This window comes from Streptococcus salivarius, from assembly GCF_000785515.1.
GTDB lineage: Bacteria > Bacillota > Bacilli > Lactobacillales > Streptococcaceae > Streptococcus > Streptococcus salivarius.
Window position 1 is genome coordinate 1,486,333 of record NZ_CP009913.1, and the last position, 20,134, is coordinate 1,506,466.

8 protein-coding genes are annotated in these 20,134 nt (G+C 39.1%); 6 read left to right on the top strand and 2 right to left on the bottom strand.

The features are described 5' to 3' along the window. Positions 1-233: 233 nt before the first annotated feature. Positions 234-2,675 carry a glucosyl transferase gene (locus tag SSAL8618_RS07060; RefSeq protein WP_174411752.1) on the top strand — a complete coding sequence of 814 codons (2,442 nt, stop codon included), beginning with the start codon at positions 234-236 and terminating at the stop codon, positions 2,673-2,675. Between the two features lie 260 nt (positions 2,676-2,935). On the opposite strand, the gene pdxT is transcribed toward SSAL8618_RS07060, so the two are convergent. After that, positions 2,936-3,529: a pyridoxal 5'-phosphate synthase glutaminase subunit PdxT gene (pdxT, locus tag SSAL8618_RS07065; RefSeq protein WP_038676411.1), complete on the bottom strand. Its 594-nt coding sequence runs from the start codon at positions 3,527-3,529 to the stop codon at positions 2,936-2,938. Then, the gene (pdxS, locus tag SSAL8618_RS07070) at positions 3,530-4,402 is read right to left on the bottom strand and encodes a pyridoxal 5'-phosphate synthase lyase subunit PdxS (RefSeq protein WP_021151642.1); all 873 of its coding nucleotides are present in this window, start codon (positions 4,400-4,402) and stop codon (positions 3,530-3,532) included. Positions 4,403-4,732: 330 nt separating this feature from the next. Between pdxS and SSAL8618_RS07075 the strand changes: the two genes are divergently transcribed. The 5 genes from SSAL8618_RS07075 to SSAL8618_RS07095 all read left to right on the top strand — a co-directional run bounded on the left by SSAL8618_RS07075 (position 4,733) and on the right by SSAL8618_RS07095 (position 19,838). Continuing rightward, a complete protein-coding gene (locus SSAL8618_RS07075; RefSeq protein ID WP_038676414.1) occupies positions 4,733-7,540 on the top strand; it encodes a KxYKxGKxW signal peptide domain-containing protein in 2,808 nt (935 codons plus the stop codon). A 282-nt stretch (positions 7,541-7,822) separates the two neighbouring features. Beyond that, complete coding sequence (locus SSAL8618_RS07080; RefSeq protein WP_038676415.1) at positions 7,823-10,699, top strand: glucosyl transferase; 2,877 nt, start codon at positions 7,823-7,825, stop codon at positions 10,697-10,699. Between the two features lie 359 nt (positions 10,700-11,058). Continuing rightward, entirely contained in the window at positions 11,059-14,151 is a 3,093-nt protein-coding gene (locus tag SSAL8618_RS07085; protein ID WP_038676417.1) for a hypothetical protein, read from the top strand. Between the two features lie 298 nt (positions 14,152-14,449). Beyond that, on the top strand, positions 14,450-16,690 hold the full coding sequence (locus SSAL8618_RS07090; protein ID WP_038676419.1) for a glucosyl transferase: 2,241 nt from the start codon (positions 14,450-14,452) through the stop codon (positions 16,688-16,690). A 268-nt stretch (positions 16,691-16,958) separates the two neighbouring features. Continuing rightward, positions 16,959-19,838: a glucosyl transferase gene (locus SSAL8618_RS07095; RefSeq protein WP_038676421.1), complete on the top strand. Its 2,880-nt coding sequence runs from the start codon at positions 16,959-16,961 to the stop codon at positions 19,836-19,838. Positions 19,839-20,134 lie beyond the last annotated feature (296 nt).

Genomic DNA, 20,134 nt, shown 5'->3' on the forward strand with positions numbered 1-20,134 from the left:
AATAAGTAAAATCACTTGTTTCTAGATAGAAATTACACAGCATAAGCATATTCTCCTTGCCACACATTTGACGTGCTCGCCTATAAAATCGTCTTATGGCCATGCCCTGAGAGATTTAGATATGGGGCTCAGTCGTTTTAATAGATTTGCTCACTTTTAACATTCTTCTAACGGCCCAGCTCTTTTATGTTACACACCTAAACATCGGTGTTCATTTTTGAAGGGAGTCTATTATGAATACTGAAATGAATTATCATTGGCAAATATCCAAGAAACACCTTGTAGCACTTTCCTGCGCAACTGCTCTAGCTACTTTTACTTTAGTCGCACGCCCTACATTTGCGGATGAAGTAAAAATACCTGAAGCTACAGGTCAACCAACTGAGATTCTTGCACCTGCACAAGAAACTGCAGTAACTAATGTTGAGGTCAAAGCATCTACTACAAATCCTATCCCAACTAATACTGAGCTGCCTTCTAGTACAAGTACGGTTCTTAGTGAAGCTCCTAGCAGTGAAGTCGCATCATCTGAATTAGCAAGCGAATCACCAGTAGAAATTACTTCTGAACAAGGTAATAGCAATCAAGATAATGAGGCCAATAAAACTATACCTATCAAAACCGCAACTTCAGAAGCCTCTGCCACAAAGACTTCGTCAGAAAAAGTCAATGAACCTATTACTGTCGAAGAAACAAAAACACCTACAAAAAACAGTGAACAACCTGTCCCAATCGAAGACAATGAAAAGCCAGTCTCACCTTCTGTAACACTTGAAAATGCACCTCATATTTCTGGTGGACATTATTATAGTGATGATAATGGTAACTGGTATTACAAGGATGCAAATGGCAAAAATCTTGTTGGGCTGAACTATGTGGATAATGTTCCTGTTTACTTTAGCCAAGATGGTATTCAAATCAAAGGTGGTTTTGCAGAGGATGGCCGATACTATGACAAAGATTCTGGTGCGCTTGTAACCAAGGCCTTTAAAGAACTCTTAACTTATATTGGTCGTGATGATATCAACGGTCAAAACATTTATACTACTGATTGGTACTACCTCGATGCCGATGGAAGACCTCTTAAAGGTCCTCAAAATCTTGGTGGAACAAACATGTACTTCTTCCCTAACGGAGCACAAGTTAAGGGACGTTTCGCACCTGACGGACATTACTATGATAAGGACTCTGGTGCGCTTGTAACTAACAGCTCTGTCCATGTCTACAACTGGAATTTACAAAATCAAGACGGAAATCGTGTGAATCACTTTGTCATCACTATTCCAAATAATTCAGTCGTTGGACCTAACGGTGAAAACCAATTTTTGGATATGAGTCATTACCCACTTTCTAGCAATGATTTGAATCGCGAAGATTTCTACTATTACGTAGATGACAAGGGGGATAAACTGACAGGACCTCAAACCCTAAACGGCGTCCATGTCTATTTCGACCAAAATGGTAGACAACTTAGAGGTGAGTTTGAATTTGACGAAGATGGTACTGTTCATTACTATGATGCGAAAAAAGGTGCCCGCGCTGAAAATACCATTGTTAGAACAAATACTGGTGCTTTCAAATTCGATGCAAATGGTAATGGACATTTGATGGGACCTGGCGAAGAAATGGATACACCTGTTACTCCTACAGTCTCCCTAGACAAGGCACCACGAGTTTTTGGTGGTCACTATTATAGTGATAACGAAGGCAACTGGTACTACAAGGATACAAACGGTAAAAACCTCATCGGTCTCAACTTCGTTGACAACATTCCAGTCTACTTTGACAAGGATGGCAAACAAGTCAAAGGACGTTTTGCAGAGGATGGTCGCTATTACGATAAAAACTCTGGTGCACTTGTAACAAAACGCTATCTTGAAACTGAAGATGGCAACTGGGTTTACGTCAATGATAAAGGTGATAAACTCAAGGGAGAACAAACTATCGATGGTGTTAAAGTCTACTTTGATGATTTCACTGGTACACAAGTCAAGGGACATTTTGCACCAAATGGTAAATACTATGACAAAGATTCTGGTGCTCTCGTAACCAATGCTTTTAAAGAAATCTTGACTTATATTGGTCGTGATGATATCAACAATCAAAATGTTTATACTACTGCCTGGTACTATGTCGATGCTGATGGTAAGCCATTAACAGGACCTCAAACCTTTGGAAATAGTCGCTTTTACTTCCTTCCTAATGGGGCACAAGTCAAGGGACGCTTCGCCCCTGATGGACACTATTATGATAAAGACTCTGGTGCTCTCGTAACTGATAGCTTTGTTCATGTCTACAACTGGAATTACCGAAATCTCGATGGTGATCGCATCTTCCACTTCACTATTACCATTCCTGGAAATGATATCGTAGATCAGGATGGACAGTACCCAAGAGAAAGCAAAGATTTAGATCGTGAAGATTTCTACTACTATGTTGATGCTAAAGGGGATAAACTGACAGGACCTCAAACCTTAAACGGCATCCATGTTTACTTCGACCAAAATGGTAGACAACTTAGAGGTGAATTCAAATTTGACGATGACGGCACTGTCCACTATTACGACGCTAAGAATGGAGCATGCGCTGAAAATACCATTGTTAGAACAAACACTGGTGCCTTCAAGTTCGATGCTGATGGTAATGGACATTTGATGGGACCTGGTGAAGTATAAGAATATAATTCAAATAACAACTATTGATATCGCATAATTACTTTGATTTAGTAATCGTTAAAAAGGAAGTCGACCAACTGTCAACTTCCTTTTTTATCTCCACAGATAATTATTTTCACCCACTTTAAGAAAACTTTAGGCTTTGCTTTATATACTATAACCATCCTAAAACTTTTCTTTTTCATAATCTCCTAAATCCAGGGCTCGGGTCCTGGATTTTTTTGCGTGAACGAGAAGTAAATGAATTTATGAAATTTGAATCAAAGCTTTTCTTCTTTTGCCTGATTAATCATATCTAGGAAATAAGCATGTACCCTTTCGTCACCCGTTAATTCTGGATGAAAAGATGTCACTAACATCTGCTTTTCTCTAGCTGCCACGATAGCCCCATTGACTTGAGCTAAAATCTCCACTTCTGGTCCAACAGCTTCAATAATTGGCCCACGAATAAAGACCATTGGGATCTCCCCTATTCCCTTAAATTCAGCATCTGTGACAAAACTGCCCAATTGGCGACCATAGGCATTTCTGGCTACATTGATGTCCATACTTGCCAAATGTTTTGTTTGGTCCCCCACTATGGTTTTGGCCAACAAAATCAGACCCGCACAAGTTCCAAATACAGGTAGTCCTGCATCAATTTTCGCCTTTATCAAGTCAAACAAGTCTAAATCATGCAAGAGTTTCCCCATGACTGTCGACTCTCCCCCTGGTAGAATGAGCCCGTCCAAATCAGCGTGGGCTTCCCAATCTTGTCGATTTCTGATTTGAACCGTTTCAACCCCAAGTGCTTTCAAGACCTGCTCATGTTCTGCAAAAGCACCTTGCAAAGCCAGTATTCCGATTTTTGTCATTTATTTTCCTCGCTCTGCCATTAGGATGTCAATTTCATCCTTGTTGATACCAACCATGGCTTCACCCAAATCTTCTGACACTTGCGCCAAAATATCTGGACGATTATAGTTAGTCACTGCTTTGACGATGGCTTCCGCACGTTTTTTCGGATCTCCTGATTTGAAAATCCCTGAACCAACAAAGACACCTTCAGCACCCAACTGCATCATAAGCGCAGCATCCGCTGGCGTCGCTACACCACCTGCCGCAAAATTGACAACAGGCAACTTGCCATGTTCGTGGACATAACGGACCAAATCAATTGGAACCTGCAAGTCTTTAGCAGTAATATAAAGCTCATCGTCTCTAAGATTTTGGATGCGACGAATCTCTTGATTCATGAGTCGTAAGTGGTGAACTGCTTGCACAATATCACCAGTCCCAGGTTCGCCCTTAGTACGAATCATTGAGGCCCCTTCAGAGATACGGCGGAGCGCCTCACCAAGGTCCTTGGCCCCACAGACGAAAGGAACATCAAACTTGGTTTTATCCACATGAATAAGGTCGTCAGCAGGCGTCAATACCTCACTCTCATCGATATAATCAATCTCAATCGCTTGCAAAATCTGTGCTTCCACGAAATGACCAATACGCACCTTGGCCATAACTGGAATACTAACAGCGTCCTGAATTTCCTTAATCATCTTAGGATCACTCATACGTGACACACCACCCACAGCACGAATATCAGCCGGAATGCGTTCCAAGGCCATGACAGCAGCCGCTCCCGCCGCCTCGGCGATACGTGCCTGCTCAGGGTTTTGAACGTCCATGATGACGCCCCCCTTAAGCATCTGTGCCAAATTTTTATTTAAGTCGTAACGATTTGTCATTGCAATCACCTCTCATGTTTTTATGCCCTTTATTTTACACAGGATGATTTTTGAAAAAAAGAGTCTTTTTCTCAAACTGTATGGGGACAATTACTCTTTCAATCATATCTATAGACGAAAAAATAAATAAATTAGGAAAACTCTTTTATAGACTATAACTATCACAAATATGAGCAACTTTTTATAAGAGTATGGCGTTTTTGTATCCGTTTTCTATTGAAGTTATTAGAATATAAGATTAAAATATAATTGTAAATTAATTTTTGGTATTCATGTTGTTTTTATTATCACAGCATGAATTAACCAAGTCACCATAAAAGGGGAAAAATTATGGAAAACAAAGTTCGTTTCAAACTTCATAAAGTTAAGAAACATTGGATCACAATCACTGCCTCAAGTTTGGCTATTGGAGCTTCACTGATTGGCCTGGGGCAAGTCGGAGCTGATGAAGTCAAGCCTGAAACGACTACTATTTACAGTCCTGAAAATGTCGTCTCTGACAGCAATCTTGAGACAAGTGCCAGCCTCATTACAAGAACCGAAGTAGCTCCAGCAAGCACTACTGTTGAGAAAGCTTCTAGTGAAGCAGTCTCAACTGATACTGCATCTACTAATGTTGCTACTCAACCTACAGAAACTATTACTACACAGCCTACCAGTGAAACTAATCAAAAGGTTGAGGTAGCTCCAGTTAATGAAACAACTACTGCCGATAGGAGTGTTGAAACCTCATCCGAAACAAGCGACAACGCAACTACTGCTCAGGAATTACCTTCCCAAGGTGGCAAGTTCACCTCAGATGATCAAGGTAACTGGTATTACCTAGACAGCGAGGGCCACAAACTAACGGGTCCACAAACCATCGACAGCTTCAGCCTCTACTTCCATGACAATGGTATCCAGGCAAAAGGTGAAAAGATTACCATTGATGGCAAGGATTACTACTACGATAAAGATAATGGACGCAAGGTAACTGATACAAGCATTGAAGTAGACGGTAAAACCTATCTAGCAGATGCTGATGGCATCCTAACCGAAAAAACACAACTACCTACTCAGGTCGTGACTGGTGGCCATTTCCAATCTGATAACCAACAAGACTGGTATTACTACACTGCTAATGGTGAAAAATTGACTGATTGGCAAAATGTTGATGGTGTCATCCTTTATTTTGATAAAGATGGCAAACAAGTCAAAGGACAAAAACAAGAAATCGACGGCAAGCACTACTATTTTGCCTATCATAATGGTGCCTTAATGACTAATCAATGGTATGAACATATCATCTTTAATAGTTACAGAACCAACCCAATGTATACGCACCTCTTTGAATATCTAGGAGAGGACGGTGCTCCCGTTACAGGTTGGCATACAATCGATAACAAACGCTACTACTTCCAATCAGACGGCCTGAGAGCTCAAAATGATGTCGTAACCATTGATGGGAAAGAATATTTGTTTGATTATGACGGTCAATTGGTTAAGAACACGTATGGCATCGTTGAAAGACCTTCTATGTTTTTCTCTAGTAAAACAACTTACCACACTGATGCTGACGGCGTCATCCAAACCGGTAGACATATAATTGATGGTAAGGAATACATTTTTACTGAAAATGGGGTTGTCCTAAACGGTATTATCACTTTTGAAAATAAAGATTATTTTGTCATTAATAGTGAAGTCCAAAAAAATAGCCTTAAAGCCTACTTTGCACCCGTTGTCTATCACAATGAAGGTATTTTTCATGGAATCTATGGCACTGATGAAAACGGGGTTGCCTTAAAAGGATTCCAACGAGGTATTGATGGTCAACTCCACTACTTCCAACCAGCAGTAAAAAGTGTCACTAAGCCTTCATGGGAGGAAATCAATGGGCAACGTTACCGATTGACAGATGGAGATTACGTCGAACCTACTGCTGGTATGCGTCCTACAATTATTGTCTCTAATACAACTTTGAAAGTTGATGACAAAGTCTATTCCTTTGATGACATGGGAATCTCAACTGAAGTTACACCTAAAAATCAATTTATTCGCGACGATTTTTGGAACTGGTACTACTACGATGCTGATGGCAAGCTCCTAACTGGTCGTCAAACCATTGATGGTATTCAGCTCTACTTTGATAAAAATGGTAAGCAAGCCAAAGGAACTTTGGTTGACATCGATGGGGATACCTACTACTTCGATAAAGATAGCGGAGCTTTATGGACCAATCGTACCATTGAACTTGGTGGCGTAACCTATACTATTGATGAAGAAGGACATGTCACATCATCTCTACGCAACACCTTTGTTCAGGACAAGGATGGCGATTGGACTTATCTCAAAGATAAGGGACAATTAGCTACTGGATGGCAAACCATTAATGGTGTCCAACTCTACTTTGACGGCAGTGGTAAGCAAATAAAAGGTAAGCGTATCCTTATAGATGGGAAGTACTACTATTTCTCTGAAAACAATGGTGAACTCCTCCGTAATGCATTCTATCCGTACAATTACTATTCTAAGCTCTACTTTGGCAATGATGGAGCTCAAGTTTTTGGTTGGTACACACTAGATGGTCACCGTGTTTACTTTAAGGAAGATGGTCTTCAAGCTAAAGAAGAGTTGCTTCTAATTGACGGAAATTATTATTACTTCAATCAAGATGGCCAACTTCTAGTTGATGGTCCAGCTAAATCATTTAGTATAATATATCTTGCAGATTCAGAAGGAAAACTATTAACCGGGTGGAGAGAAATTGACGGTAAGACCTATTACCTAGATCCAAGCAACCAATATCGCTATGTCAATACAACAAAAACCATAGATGGCAAGACCTATCTTTTCGGTTCTTATACGGAATTATTGCGTAATGACACTAGTTACTCATACGCTTCGGATGAAAATGGAATCGTTCGAACAGGATTCTACCGCACTGATGAAGGCTACCTCTGCTATCTTGAGCCTCAGGTAATCTCTTCCTACCAACCAACTTGGAAGGAAATTGACGGTAAGCTCTATCACTTCGAAAAATCAACTTCGTTAGGGAAACATCTTTACAGTTCTCCAATCACAACCAATGCAACACTAGAAAAAGATGGCAAAACTTATGTCATTGATGAAAATGGTGTAGCAACTAAAAAAGTGAATTAAAGTGGAAAACAAGATATTTCTTACTTTAAGAAAACTTTAGGCTTTGCCTTATATACTATAACCATCCTAAAAATTTTCTTTTTCATAATCTCCTAAAATCCAGGGCATAGGTCCTGGATTTTTTTGTATTTTTAACTCTTGAGACTGCTAAAATTGTGATATTTGCCTTGTTAGTCACTTTACAATGTAATCGTTTTCTTATTTTTATCTAAATTTCTTATATTTCCTTGAAACTCTCTAAAATAGCGCTATAATAGGACTTAGGAAAAAGGAGGAAAAATTATGAAAGCACATTCTAATTTTACTGGACCTAAGTCCAAAAAACATCTGATTGCATTCTCATGTGCAACTGCCCTTGCTAGCTTTGCTTTTATCGCAAGGCCTACATTTGCGGAGGAAGTTAAAGTTGACAACTCATCAAACCTTGATACGACTGCTGCTACCACTGCCAATGTGGAAACCACAGCAGATCTTGTCGAAACTAAGGTTGTTGAAGCTCCTGCTACTACTGAAAATGTCGCTAGCACTGAAAGCACTACAAATGTTTCAGAACAAGCCACAACTTCTACAGCAAGCTCTGAAACTGCCAGTGAGACTGCTTCAACAACTGCAAGCGAAAGTCAAGCACCTGCAGAATCAGCTACAGGCCAAACACGCGAAACTGTAACTACAGACCGGGCTGCCAGTGAGACAGCAACAGCAACCGCAGATACCAATAGTGAAACCAATGTTACCGGTGGTCAATACTATAGTGATAAGTATGGCTACTGGCATTACAAAGATGCTAGTGGTAAAGACCTGACTGGACCACAAACTATTGATGGCGTTAAGGTCTACTTCAATCCAGGCGGTGTTCAGGTTAAAGGGGAATTTGCCTGGGACGGTCACTATTATGACAAAAATTCTGGTGCTCTTGTTACTAATAAATTCGTTGAGAGTTACGGTAGCACCTATTACCTAGATGAAAATGGCAATAAAGTAATCGGTCCCAAAGAAATTAATGGGGAATGGAATTATTTTGACGACTACGGTGAACAAGTTAGGAATAGATTTGCTTCTGATGGCCGTTATTACGACAAGGACGGAAAACAAGTTGATTTCGGGACAAACCGTTATTTTCAACTTGGTGATTATTGGTTTTACGCCGGTAAGGACGGTGCTATCTTAAAAGGTGAGCAAACTATTGATGGCGTTAAGGTTTACTTTTATCAAAGCGGCGTTCAAGTCAAAGGGTATTTTGTTAGAAATGATACTGACAATAAAGAACATTATTACGACAAAGATTCTGGTGCACTAGTCACTAACAACTACGTTATTGCCTACGATAACTATACCCACCAAAATGAACGCTACTATGTGGATGATCAGGGTGTTCGTGTAAAAGGTGCTAAAACTATAAATGGTAAACAGGTTTACTTTACATATGATGGAAGACAGGTCTTCGACAATTTTGGTGACGATGGCTACTTCTATGGGCAAGATGGTAACCGAGTCGACCTAGGCACAAACCATTATGTTCAAATCAAAGGCAACTGGTACTACATCGGTAACGATGGAAAAATCTTGACAGATGAACAAACTATTGATGGCGCTCATGTCTACTTTGGCTATAAAGGTATCCAAGTGAAAGGAGATTTTGACTACAACAAACAATTTCATGATAAAGACTCTGGAAATCTAGTTACTAATCGTTTCGTAACAGTTAAAGACAAAACCTACTTTATTGGAGCTGATAGTAAGGCTATCAAAGGGGCAACAGTCATCGACAACATTGAATACTTCTTTGATAAAGAAACTGGTGCTCAAGTTAAAGGAAATTTCGCAAGAAACGATAAATACTACGATGGGGTCACTGGTGCTCTCGTAACCAATAGCTATGTCCAAGTTGATAAAGACTGGTACTATGTAGGCAATGACGGTAAAAGACTTAAAGGTTCTCAAACCATTAACAATGTTCCTGTATACTTTGATCCTTATGGGGGTAAACAAGTAAAAGGAGAGTTTGGTGATAATGGTTACTATTACGACCAAAATTCTGGTGCCAAAGTAGATTTGGGAACAAGTCGCTATGTCCAAGTTAACGATAATTGGTACTACGTCAATGCTGAGGGTAAGATTCTCAAAGGCGAACAGACCATCGATGGGGTTCAAGTCCATTTTGATACTAAAACAGGGCAACAAATTAAAGGGGGCTTTACTGACAAAGATGGTAAATTAGTCATAAAAGAAAAATATTATCTATCTGGTACTCCTATGAGATATTATGATAAAGACTCCGGTGCTCTTGTAAAAAATCAATACTTCAACCATAATGGTAAATGGTACTATGCAGATGCAGAAGGTAATATCCTTAAAGGCTCACAAACCATCGATGGGGTACATGTTTACTTTGACTATAATGGTGTACAAGCTAAAGATACTGTTCTTGATGGTTACTACTACGATAAAGATACTGGCGCACGGAAAGAGCTCCCTCGTGATCAGTTTATTAAAATTGGTGACGATTTATACTATTTTAGCAGTAATGGACGAACTGGAAGTATAAGTGTTAACGGTAAGGATTACTATGTTGAGCAAAACGGAAGGGTCCTTCGTGGTTCCTTTAACATATATCAAAATCCACCTTACTATGATGATGAAACTGGCGAAGCTGTAGAAAAAACTGGTTTTGTTAAATCTCGCGGTAGTTGGTTCTACCTAGAAAATGGTAAAAAAGTCGCAGGTTTCAAAAAAATTGATGGGAAACTTTACTATTTCTCTGCCAATCCAATGAACAAATACGAAACAAACGAACAAGTTCGTGGAAAATTAGTTGGACCTAAGTTTTATATTTCTTTTCTTAGCAGAGCAGAAGACAACCCAACTTACTACTTCGACGCTGAAACAGGTGCTGCTGTAACCAACCAATTCGTCTATGCAGATGGACACTGGTACTACTTCGGTAACGATGGAAAGGCTCTTCTATTTGATCAAGTCATCAATGGTCAACACCTCTACTTTGATTATCAAGGTAAGCAAATTAAAGGCAATTTCGTTACAGACTACAAGGGGACTCGTTACTACGATGAAAACTCTGGGGAGCTCGTAACCAACCAAACACGTACCATCAATGGTGTGACTTATCACTTTGATGAAAATGGACGTGCAAATCAATTGTAAATTAAGTCCGAAAATCGACTAAAATTATTCTTATAAGACATCTATACTAAGGAAGTTGATTAATTTCAACTTCCTTTTAAAAATCCAAGAAAATAATTTTTGTCTACTTTAAGAAAACTTTAGGCTTTGCTTTATATACTAAAACCATCCTAAAACTTTTCTTTTTCATAATCTCCTAAATCCAGGGCATAGGTCCTGGATTTTTTTGTTTTTAGAAAAGTCTGTAGCAACTAAAATCATTCCCTCTCTCACTCGCATCACAATGTAATCGTTTTCTTATTTTTGTCTAAATTTCTTATTTTTTCTTGAAAGTCTCTAAAATAGCGCTATAATAGGACTTAGGAAATGGAGGAAAAAGTATGAAAGTACATTCTAATTTTACTGGACCTAAGTCCAAAAAACGTCTGATTGCATTCTCATGTGCAACTGCTCTTGCAAGTTTTGCCTTTATCGCAAAACCTGCCTTCGCTGAGGAAGCTAAGGCTGACAATGCATCTAACCTTGATACGACTGCTGCTACCACTGCCAATGTAGAAACTACCGCAGACCTCGTCGAAACAAAGGTTGTCGAAGCACCTGTTACTACTGAAAATGTGGCTAGCACAGAAAACACCACAAATGTCTCAGAACAAGCCTCAACTTCTACAGCAAGTTCTGAAACTGCCAGTGAAACAGCTTCAACAACTACAAGCGAAAGTCAAGCACCTGCAGAATCGGTCTCAGGCCAAACACGCGAAGCTGTAACTACAGACCGGGCTGCCAGTGAGGCTGCAACACCAACCGCAGATACCAATAGTGAAACCAATGTTACCGGTGGTCAATATTATAGTGATAGCCTTGGTAACTGGTATTATAAGGATGCTAGTGGTAAGAACCTAACTGGTGCACAAAAAATCGATGGGATCAACGTTTATTTCGATGAAAATGGCATACAAGTCAAGGGAAACTTTTCAAAAAATAAACAATACTATGATGCAGATTCTGGTGCTCTTGTAACGGATTGTTATATTAATCATCTTGGTGGTGTTTACTATGTCGATAAAAATGGTGAACCATTAAAAGGCGCACAAACCATTCAAGGAAAACAAGTTTATTTCAATGATTACAACGGCCTTCAAGTTCGAGACGGATTTGCTAGCAATGAACACTTCTACGATAAAGATGGTAACCTTGTAACAGATAGCTATGTTTTTAGCACTAAATACAACTATAACAACACTATCTATCCTTTCTATGTTGATAAAAATGGCGACAAATTAAAAGGTGAACAAATCATCAATGGAAAATCTGTCTATTTCGATAAGTATGATGGAGCACAGGTGCGTAATAGCGTTGCTGACAATGGGCGTTTCTATGATCAAGATGGTAATTTAGTTGATCTAGGGAAAAAACACTACGTGTTCATCGATAACCATTGGTTCTATGTTGATGAAGATGGAAAGATACTTAAAGGTGAACAAGTCATTGATGGTGTGAAAGTTTACTTTACCCCTTATTACGGATATCAAATTAAAGGGGATTTTAATTCTGACGGCCAATTCTATGACAAGGATACTGGCGAGCTCGTGACAAACCGTTATATTCAATTAACACGCTACGAATCGAACGGCTCTATGGCTCCAACTCTAGAGACCCATTGGTATTATCTTGGGGCAGACGGAAAAGTGGTAACAGGTCCACAAGTTATTGACGGCGTTCGTGTCTACTTTAACTATAGAGGACACCAAGCAAAAGGAGACTTTGGCTACGATGGTTATTATTATGATAAAGACACTGGAGCACTCGTCAAAAATAGCTTTGTCTCCTTAGAGCAACCATCAGGAACCCTTATTTATTACCTCGATAACGAAGGCAATACAATTAAGGGAGAACAAATTATTAATGGTAAGCATCTCAACTTCGGTGAATACGGTATCCAAGTTAAGGGAAATTTCGCACCTAATGGACTTTTTTATGATGCAATTACAGGGGAACCTGTTACTAATCGTTATGTTCAAATCAATGACCAGAGTAACTCATATAATACCCTTGAAAATAAAGATAAATGGTTCTATATCGGTTCAGACTCTAAAGCTCTTAAAGGAGAGCAAGTCATTAATGGCGTAACCGTATTCTTTGACAAAGATGGGGTTCAAGCTAAAGGGATTTTCGCAGATGACGGTTTCTATTATGATAAAGATTCTGGAGCACGCGTTAATCTTGGCAACAATCAGTTTGTTCAAGTGAACGGTAACTGGTACTATCTTAATAACGAAGGTAAAATTGTAAAAGGTGAACAAGTCATTAATGGCAACAATTTTTACTTTGATAAAGATGGCAAGCAAGTTAAAGGGAACTTTGCTGAAAATGGAGCGTACTATGATGAAAATTCAGGAGTACAAGTAACCAATCGTTATGTTAACTTCAATAACAATTGGTATAGAATCGGTGCTAAAGGTACTCCTCTTAAAGGTGCCCATGTCGTTGATGGTCATAATGTTTTCTTTGACCAAGACGGTAAACAGATTAAGGGCGACTTCGCTTCGGATGGCTACTATTACAGTAAAAATTCAGGAGACCGAGTAGACTTAGGACAAAATCATTATCAAAACATAAACAATAATTGGTATTATATTGGTAATGACGGCAAACGCCTTACTGGTGAACAAGTTATTGATGGTGTCGAGGTCTACTTCGATAGTACTGGTAAGCAGGTTAAAGGAAACTTTGCTGAAAACGATTCATTTTACGATAAAGATAGTGGTGCCCGCCTTAAGGAACAATTTGTCGATTTGAATGGAAAGACTTATTATGTTGATGCTAAAGGCAAAAGACTTAGAGAAGGGGGAGTTCGAACTATCAATGGTAAAGAGTATACCTTTACGGGCGGTGCAGATCCCCACCTTGCTAGAGAAGAATTTCTATATCCTTACGGCTACTCTTCATTCTACGATTTGAATAACAAAGAAGTCAAAGGGCCTCAATTCGTTAAGGCCAAAAACGGTAATAGATATTACATTACCGCTTCTGGTCACGTCCCATTAGGGCTTCACATTATCAACGGAGAACTTTATATGTTTGATGCTCCGACAAATAAATATGCTGATGGTAGGGTTAGGGCGAATGGCTTGACTAAAGACTATTTCCCATCACTTATTCCTAATGGTAGCCATATCTATTACTTTGATAAGGAAACAGCTACTGCTATAAAAAATCAATATAAAGAGGTTAATGGTAACTGGTATTACTTTGGACCTAATTGGTATGCACTAACCGGTGAACAAACTATTGATGGGGCTCATGTCTATTTCCATAGAGATGGCAAACAAGCTAAAGGGGAACTAGTCACTGTAAATGATAAACTTCATTATTATGATCCTAACAGTGGTGCACGTACTGAGAACACTACCCTCACTATCGAAGGTAAGACCTACCATTTTGATGCTGAGGGAAATGGAAAACTCCTCAATTAGTGTAAGTGAGCAGTAAGCATTATGAAAAAGTAATTCCATCTTCCACTTTAAGAAAACTTTAGGCTTTGCTTTATATACTATAACCATCCTAAAACTTTTCTTTTTCATAATCTCCTAAATCCAGGGCATAGGTCCTGGATTTTTTTGTTTTTAGAAAAGTCTGTAGCAACTAAAATCATCCCCTCTCTCACTCGCATCACAATGTAATCGTTTTCTTATTTTTGTCTAAATTTCTTATTTTTTCTTGAAAGTCTCTAAAATAGCGCTATAATAGGACTTAGGAAATGGAGGAAAAAGTATGAAAGTACATTCTAATTTTACTGGACCTAAGTCCAAAAAACGTCTGATTGCATTCTCATGTGCAACTGCTCTTGCAAGTCTTGCCTTTATCGCAAGACCTGCCTTCGCTGAGGAAGCTAAAGCTGATAACTCATCAAACCTTGATGTGACTGCTGCTACCACTGCCAATGTGGAAACCACAGCAGACCTCGTAGAAACAAAGGTTGTCGAAGCTCCTGCTACTACTGAAAATGTGGCTAGCACAGAAAACACCACAAATGTCTCAGAACAAGCCTCAACTTCTACAGCAAGTTCTGAAACTGCCAGTGAAACAGCTTCAACAACTGCAAGCGAAAGTCAAGCACCTGCGGAATCAGCCACAGGCCAAACACGTGATGCTGTAACTACAGACCGAGCTGCCAATGAGACAGCTTCAGTACCTAATGAAACAAACGTCACTGGTGGTCAATACTATAGTGATGACCAAGGCAACTGGTATTATAAAGATGCCAGTGGTAAAAACCTCGTAGGCGAACAGACTATCGATGGCCAAAATGTTTATTTCCGCAGTAATGGGCAACAAGTTAAGGGGCCTTTACTCGATAGGAATAATAATCTATTTCGTTACTACGATGTTGATACTGGGCAACTATGGACGAATCGATACCTTGAATCCCAAGGTAATTGGTACTATTTAGGTAAAGATGGCTATCCACTCACTGGAGAACAAACTATCAATGGTCAAGAAGTCTACTTCGATTATAAAGGTGTTCAAATCAAAGGTGACTTTAGCGGAGAGGACTATAGCTATCCAGATCAAACTTTCTATTACGACTCTAACTCTGGTGCAAGGGTCCGAAAAGAAGGTCTAGTTCAGAATAAAAAAGGCCAAACCTTTTACATCAAGAACGATGGTTCTAAATTTACAGGAATACGTGAAATTGATGGTAATATCTACTATTTTAAAGCACGTGAAGCTGCCTCTCCTGTTGATACCGGCGTCCTACAAAAAGGAATCAGCATTTTACTAGAAGAAGGGCAAAATTCACCACGTACTTATGGTTTTGGTACCCCTACTAATATTACCCGTCGCTACTATTTTGACTCAGTTACTGGTCAAGCCGTTAAAAATCGCTATGTCCAAGAAAATGATGGCTGGTACTATTATGGTGCAGATGGAAATGCTATTCGTCCTCAAGATGGTGAAGTCAATATAGACGGTCAAATCGTTTACCTATATGCTAATGGTCGTCAAGCTAAGGGAGAGCTTGTTCTCGACAATGGTGTTCTTCGCTACTATGATCCTAATTCTGGAGCACGCGTCTCTAACACCACTCTAACAATTAATGGTATGACCTATCGATTTGATGAAAACGGCGTAGGTATGGATGCTCCTAACCCAAATGGTTATTATAGCGACGATAATGGAAACTGGTATTATAAGAACGCAAATGGAGACAACCTCACTGGTGCTCAAATCATTAACGGTCAAAAGTTATTTTTCCGCGACAATGGTCAACAGGTTAAAGGTGCTTATGGTGATTCCTACGGTGATTTATACGCATTCTACGATATTAATTCTGGAAATCTTGTAACCAATCGTTATGTTGAATACATGGGTAATTGGTTCTATGTAGGTAAAGACGGTAAGCCAGTCAAGGGAGCTCGAAATATCGATGGACAAGATGTCTTCTTCAACTATCGAGGGGTACAAGCTAAAGGAGGATTTGGTCAAGATGGCGTCTATATGCCTGAGTACTATTACGATAAAGATAATGGTCGCAAAGTAACCAAAGCTGGGTTTGTTAAAGATAACAGAGGCTTAACTTACTATCTTGACGAGAAAGGTAACAAAGTCCTTGGACTTCATGAAATCAATGGTGATTTATATTACTTCCGTCGAGGAGGTGCCTATAAGTACACCCAACTGGGTGACATGTGGCAAGACAGTATTAATTACATCGATGGTAAAATCTACTACTTCGGTCATGACGGTAGAGCAATTAAAAATCGTTTCTATCAATGGGGTAATTACTGGTACTACTTCTATGCGGATGGTTCAGCAGCTACTGGTGCCGTTCAGATTAATGGACAACAACTTTACTTCGATAAAAATCATGGTAGACAAGTTAAAGGCGCTTTTGCACCAGATGGTCACTACTACGATGAAAACTCTGGTGAACTCGTCACTAACCAAACACGTACTATCAAAGGTGTAACTTATCATTTTGATGAAAATGGTAACGCGACTAAAGTTTAAGCTATTCCTTACTTTAAGAAAACTTTAGGCTATGCTCTATATACTACAACTATCCTAAAACTTTTCTTTTTCATAATCTCCTAAATCCAGGGCTCAGGTCCTGGATTTTTTGTTTTTTTTACTCTTATGACTGCTAAAATTGTGACATTTACCTTGTTAGTCACTTTATAATGTAATCGTTTTCTTATTTTTGTCTAAATTTCTTATATTTCCTTGAAAGTCTCTAAAATAGCGCTATAATAAGACTTAGGAAAAAGGAGGAAAAAGTATGAAAGTACATTCTAATTTTACTGGACCTAGGTCCAAAAAACGTCTGATTGCATTCTCATGTGCAACTGCTCTTGCAAGTTTTGCCTTTATCGCAAAACCTGCCTTCGCTGAGGAAGCTAAAACTGACAACGCATCAAACCTTGATGCAACTGCTGCTACCACTGCCAATCTGGAAACCACAGCAGACCTCGTTGAAACAAAGGTTGTCGAAGCACCTGCTACTGCTGAAAATGTGACTAGCACTGAAAGCACTACAAATGTCTCAGAACAAGCCACACCTTCTGCTGCAAGTTCGGAAAACGCTAGTGAAATAGCCTCAACAACTGCAAGTGAAAGCCAAGCTTCAACAGAATCAGCCACAGGCCAAACACGTGAGGCTGTAACTACAGACCGAGTTGCCGGTGAAACGGCAACAGCAACCGCAGATACCAATAGTGAAACCAATGTCACTGGTGGTCAATACTATAGAGACGAACATGGCTACTGGCATTATAAAGATGCTAGCGGTAAAGACCTGACTGGACCACAAACTATTGATGGCGTTAAGGTCTACTTCAATCCAAGCGGTGTTCAGGTTAAAGGGAACTTTGGCTGGGACGGTCACTATTATGACAAAGACTCTGGTGCTCTTGTTACTAATAAATTCGTTGAAGAATATGGTAGAACCTATTACGTTGATGAAAATGGTAATAAGACAATTGGTTCCAAAGAAGTTAATGGAGCGTGGTATTATTTTGAGCAGTATGGTGAACTAATTAAAAACAATTTTGCTCCTGATGGCCGTTATTATGACAAATATGGTAAACAAGTGGATTTCGGAACAAACCGCTATTTCGAATTAAACGGTGAATGGTACTATGCTGGAAATGATGGTGCTATTTTAAAGGGACCACAAATCATTGATGGCATTAAGGTTTACTTTCGATCATACGGAGCTCAAGTCAAAGGTTATTTTGTCAAAGATGAGGGAGATAATAAATCTCGATACTACGATAAGGATACTGGTGCTCTTGCCACCAATCAATACGTTATCGCTTATAATCCTTACAAACATCGAAATGAACGTTATTATGTTAACGACCAAGGAATTCGGTTAACTGGTCCTCAAACAATTGACGGTAAACAAGTCTACTTCGATACCTACGAGGGAAGCCAGGTTTTCGACAATTTTGCTGACGATGGCTATTTTTACGATCAAGACGGTAATCGTGTCAACCTTGGTATCAATCGTTATGTTCAGGTCAAAGGCAACTGGTACTATGTCGGTGAAGATGGAAAAATCTTGAGAGGTGAGCAAACTATTGACGGCGCTCACGTTTATTTTGAATATGGTGGTAAACAGGTTAAAGGAGATTTTGACTACAACAAACAATTTCACGATAAAGACTCTGGAAATTTAGTTACTAATCGTTTCGTAACAGTCAAAGACAAAACCTACTTTATCGGTTCCGATAGCAAAGCCATCAAAGGAGCAACAGTCATTGACAACACTGAGTACTTCTTTGACGAGAAAACTGGAGCCCAAGTTAAGGGAGATTTTGCTAGTAACGATAAATACTATGATGGAATTACTGGTGCACTTGTAACCAATAGTTATGTCCAAGTTGGCAAAGACTGGTATTATGTAGACAATGACGGAAAACCACTTAAAGGCTCTCAAACTATTAACAATGTTCCTGTATACTTTGATCCTTATGGGGGTAGACAAGCCAAAGGTGTCTTTGGTAACGATGGCTACTTCTACGACAAAGATTCTGGTGCTAAAGTATATTTAGGGACAAATCGCTATGTCCAAGTTAATGATAATTGGTACTACGTCAATGCTGAAGGCAAGATTCTAAAAGGGGACCAAATCATTGATGGAGTTCAAGTCAATTTTAATCCATATAACGGTATTCAAACTAAGGGGGAATTAGTTGATTCTAATGGTCGAGTAATCAGTGAAGATAACTACAATACTTATGAAACACCTAGTAAGTTCTATGATAAAAATTCTGGAGCTCTTGTAAAAGGTCAATACTTCAGCCATGATGGTAAATGGTACTATGCAGATGCGGAAGGAAATATCCTTAAAGGCTCACAAACCATTGATGGGGTACACGTTTACTTTGATGATGATGGTGTTCAAGCTAAGGATGCTGTTCTTAATGGTTACTACTACGATAAAGATAGTGGTGCAGGGAAAGAACTCCCTCATGATCAGTTTATAAAGATTGGTAATGATTTATACTACCTTAGCAGTAATGGACGAACTGGGAATATAAGTATTGATGGTAAGGATTACTATATTGAGCAAAACGGAAGGGTCCTTCGTGGTTCCTTTAACATATATCAAAATCCACCTTACTATGATGATGAAACTGGCGAAGCTGTAGAAAAAACTGGTTTTGTTAAATCTCGCGGTAGTTGGTTCTACCTAGAAAATGGTAAAAAAGTCGCAGGTTTCAAAAAAATTGATGGAAAACTTTACTATTTCTCTGCCAATCCAATGAACAAATACGAAACGCACGAACAAGTTCGTGGACAATTAGCTAGACCTTACTTTTATATTTCCTTCCCAAATAGAGCAGAAGACAATCCAACTTACTACTTCGACGCTGAAACTGGAGCTGCGGTAACTAACCAATTCGTCTACGCAGATGGACACTGGTACTACTTTGGTAAGGATGGTAAGGCTCTCCTCTTCGATCAAGTCGTTAATGGTCAACACCTCTACTTCGATTATGAAGGTAAACAAGTTAAGGGCGATTTCGTTACAGACTACAAGGGAACTCGTTATTATGATGAAAACTCTGGTGAGCTCGTAACCAACCAAACACGTACCATCAATGGTGTGACTTATCACTTTGATGAAAATGGACGTGCGAAGCAATTATAAGGATTTTAGTAAAATAGACTAAGTTTTTCTCACAGATATCTATACTAGAGGAAGTTGATTAATTTCAACTTCCTTTTTAAAATCCACGAAAATTAATTTTGTCCACTTTAAGAAAACTTTAGGCTTTGCTTTATATACTATAAGCATCCTAAAACTTTTCTTTTTCATAATCTCCTAAATCCAGGGCGCAGGTCCTGGATTTTTTTTGTTTTTTGATAATTGTTTGAATTACTAAGAACTGGAAAAATCTCACCTAATAGCCAGAAAAATAGATGTTATTCTCTTTTATCAATCTC

Coding starts and splice junctions, on each gene's coding strand:
- SSAL8618_RS07060 (WP_174411752.1), top strand. CDS start 234: ATGAATACTGAAATGAATTATCATTGGCAAATATCCAAGAAACACCTT.
- pdxT (WP_038676411.1), bottom strand. CDS start 3,529: ATGACAAAAATCGGAATACTGGCTTTGCAAGGTGCTTTTGCAGAACAT.
- pdxS (WP_021151642.1), bottom strand. CDS start 4,402: ATGACAAATCGTTACGACTTAAATAAAAATTTGGCACAGATGCTTAAG.
- SSAL8618_RS07075 (WP_038676414.1), top strand. CDS start 4,733: ATGGAAAACAAAGTTCGTTTCAAACTTCATAAAGTTAAGAAACATTGG.
- SSAL8618_RS07080 (WP_038676415.1), top strand. CDS start 7,823: ATGAAAGCACATTCTAATTTTACTGGACCTAAGTCCAAAAAACATCTG.
- SSAL8618_RS07085 (WP_038676417.1), top strand. CDS start 11,059: ATGAAAGTACATTCTAATTTTACTGGACCTAAGTCCAAAAAACGTCTG.
- SSAL8618_RS07090 (WP_038676419.1), top strand. CDS start 14,450: ATGAAAGTACATTCTAATTTTACTGGACCTAAGTCCAAAAAACGTCTG.
- SSAL8618_RS07095 (WP_038676421.1), top strand. CDS start 16,959: ATGAAAGTACATTCTAATTTTACTGGACCTAGGTCCAAAAAACGTCTG.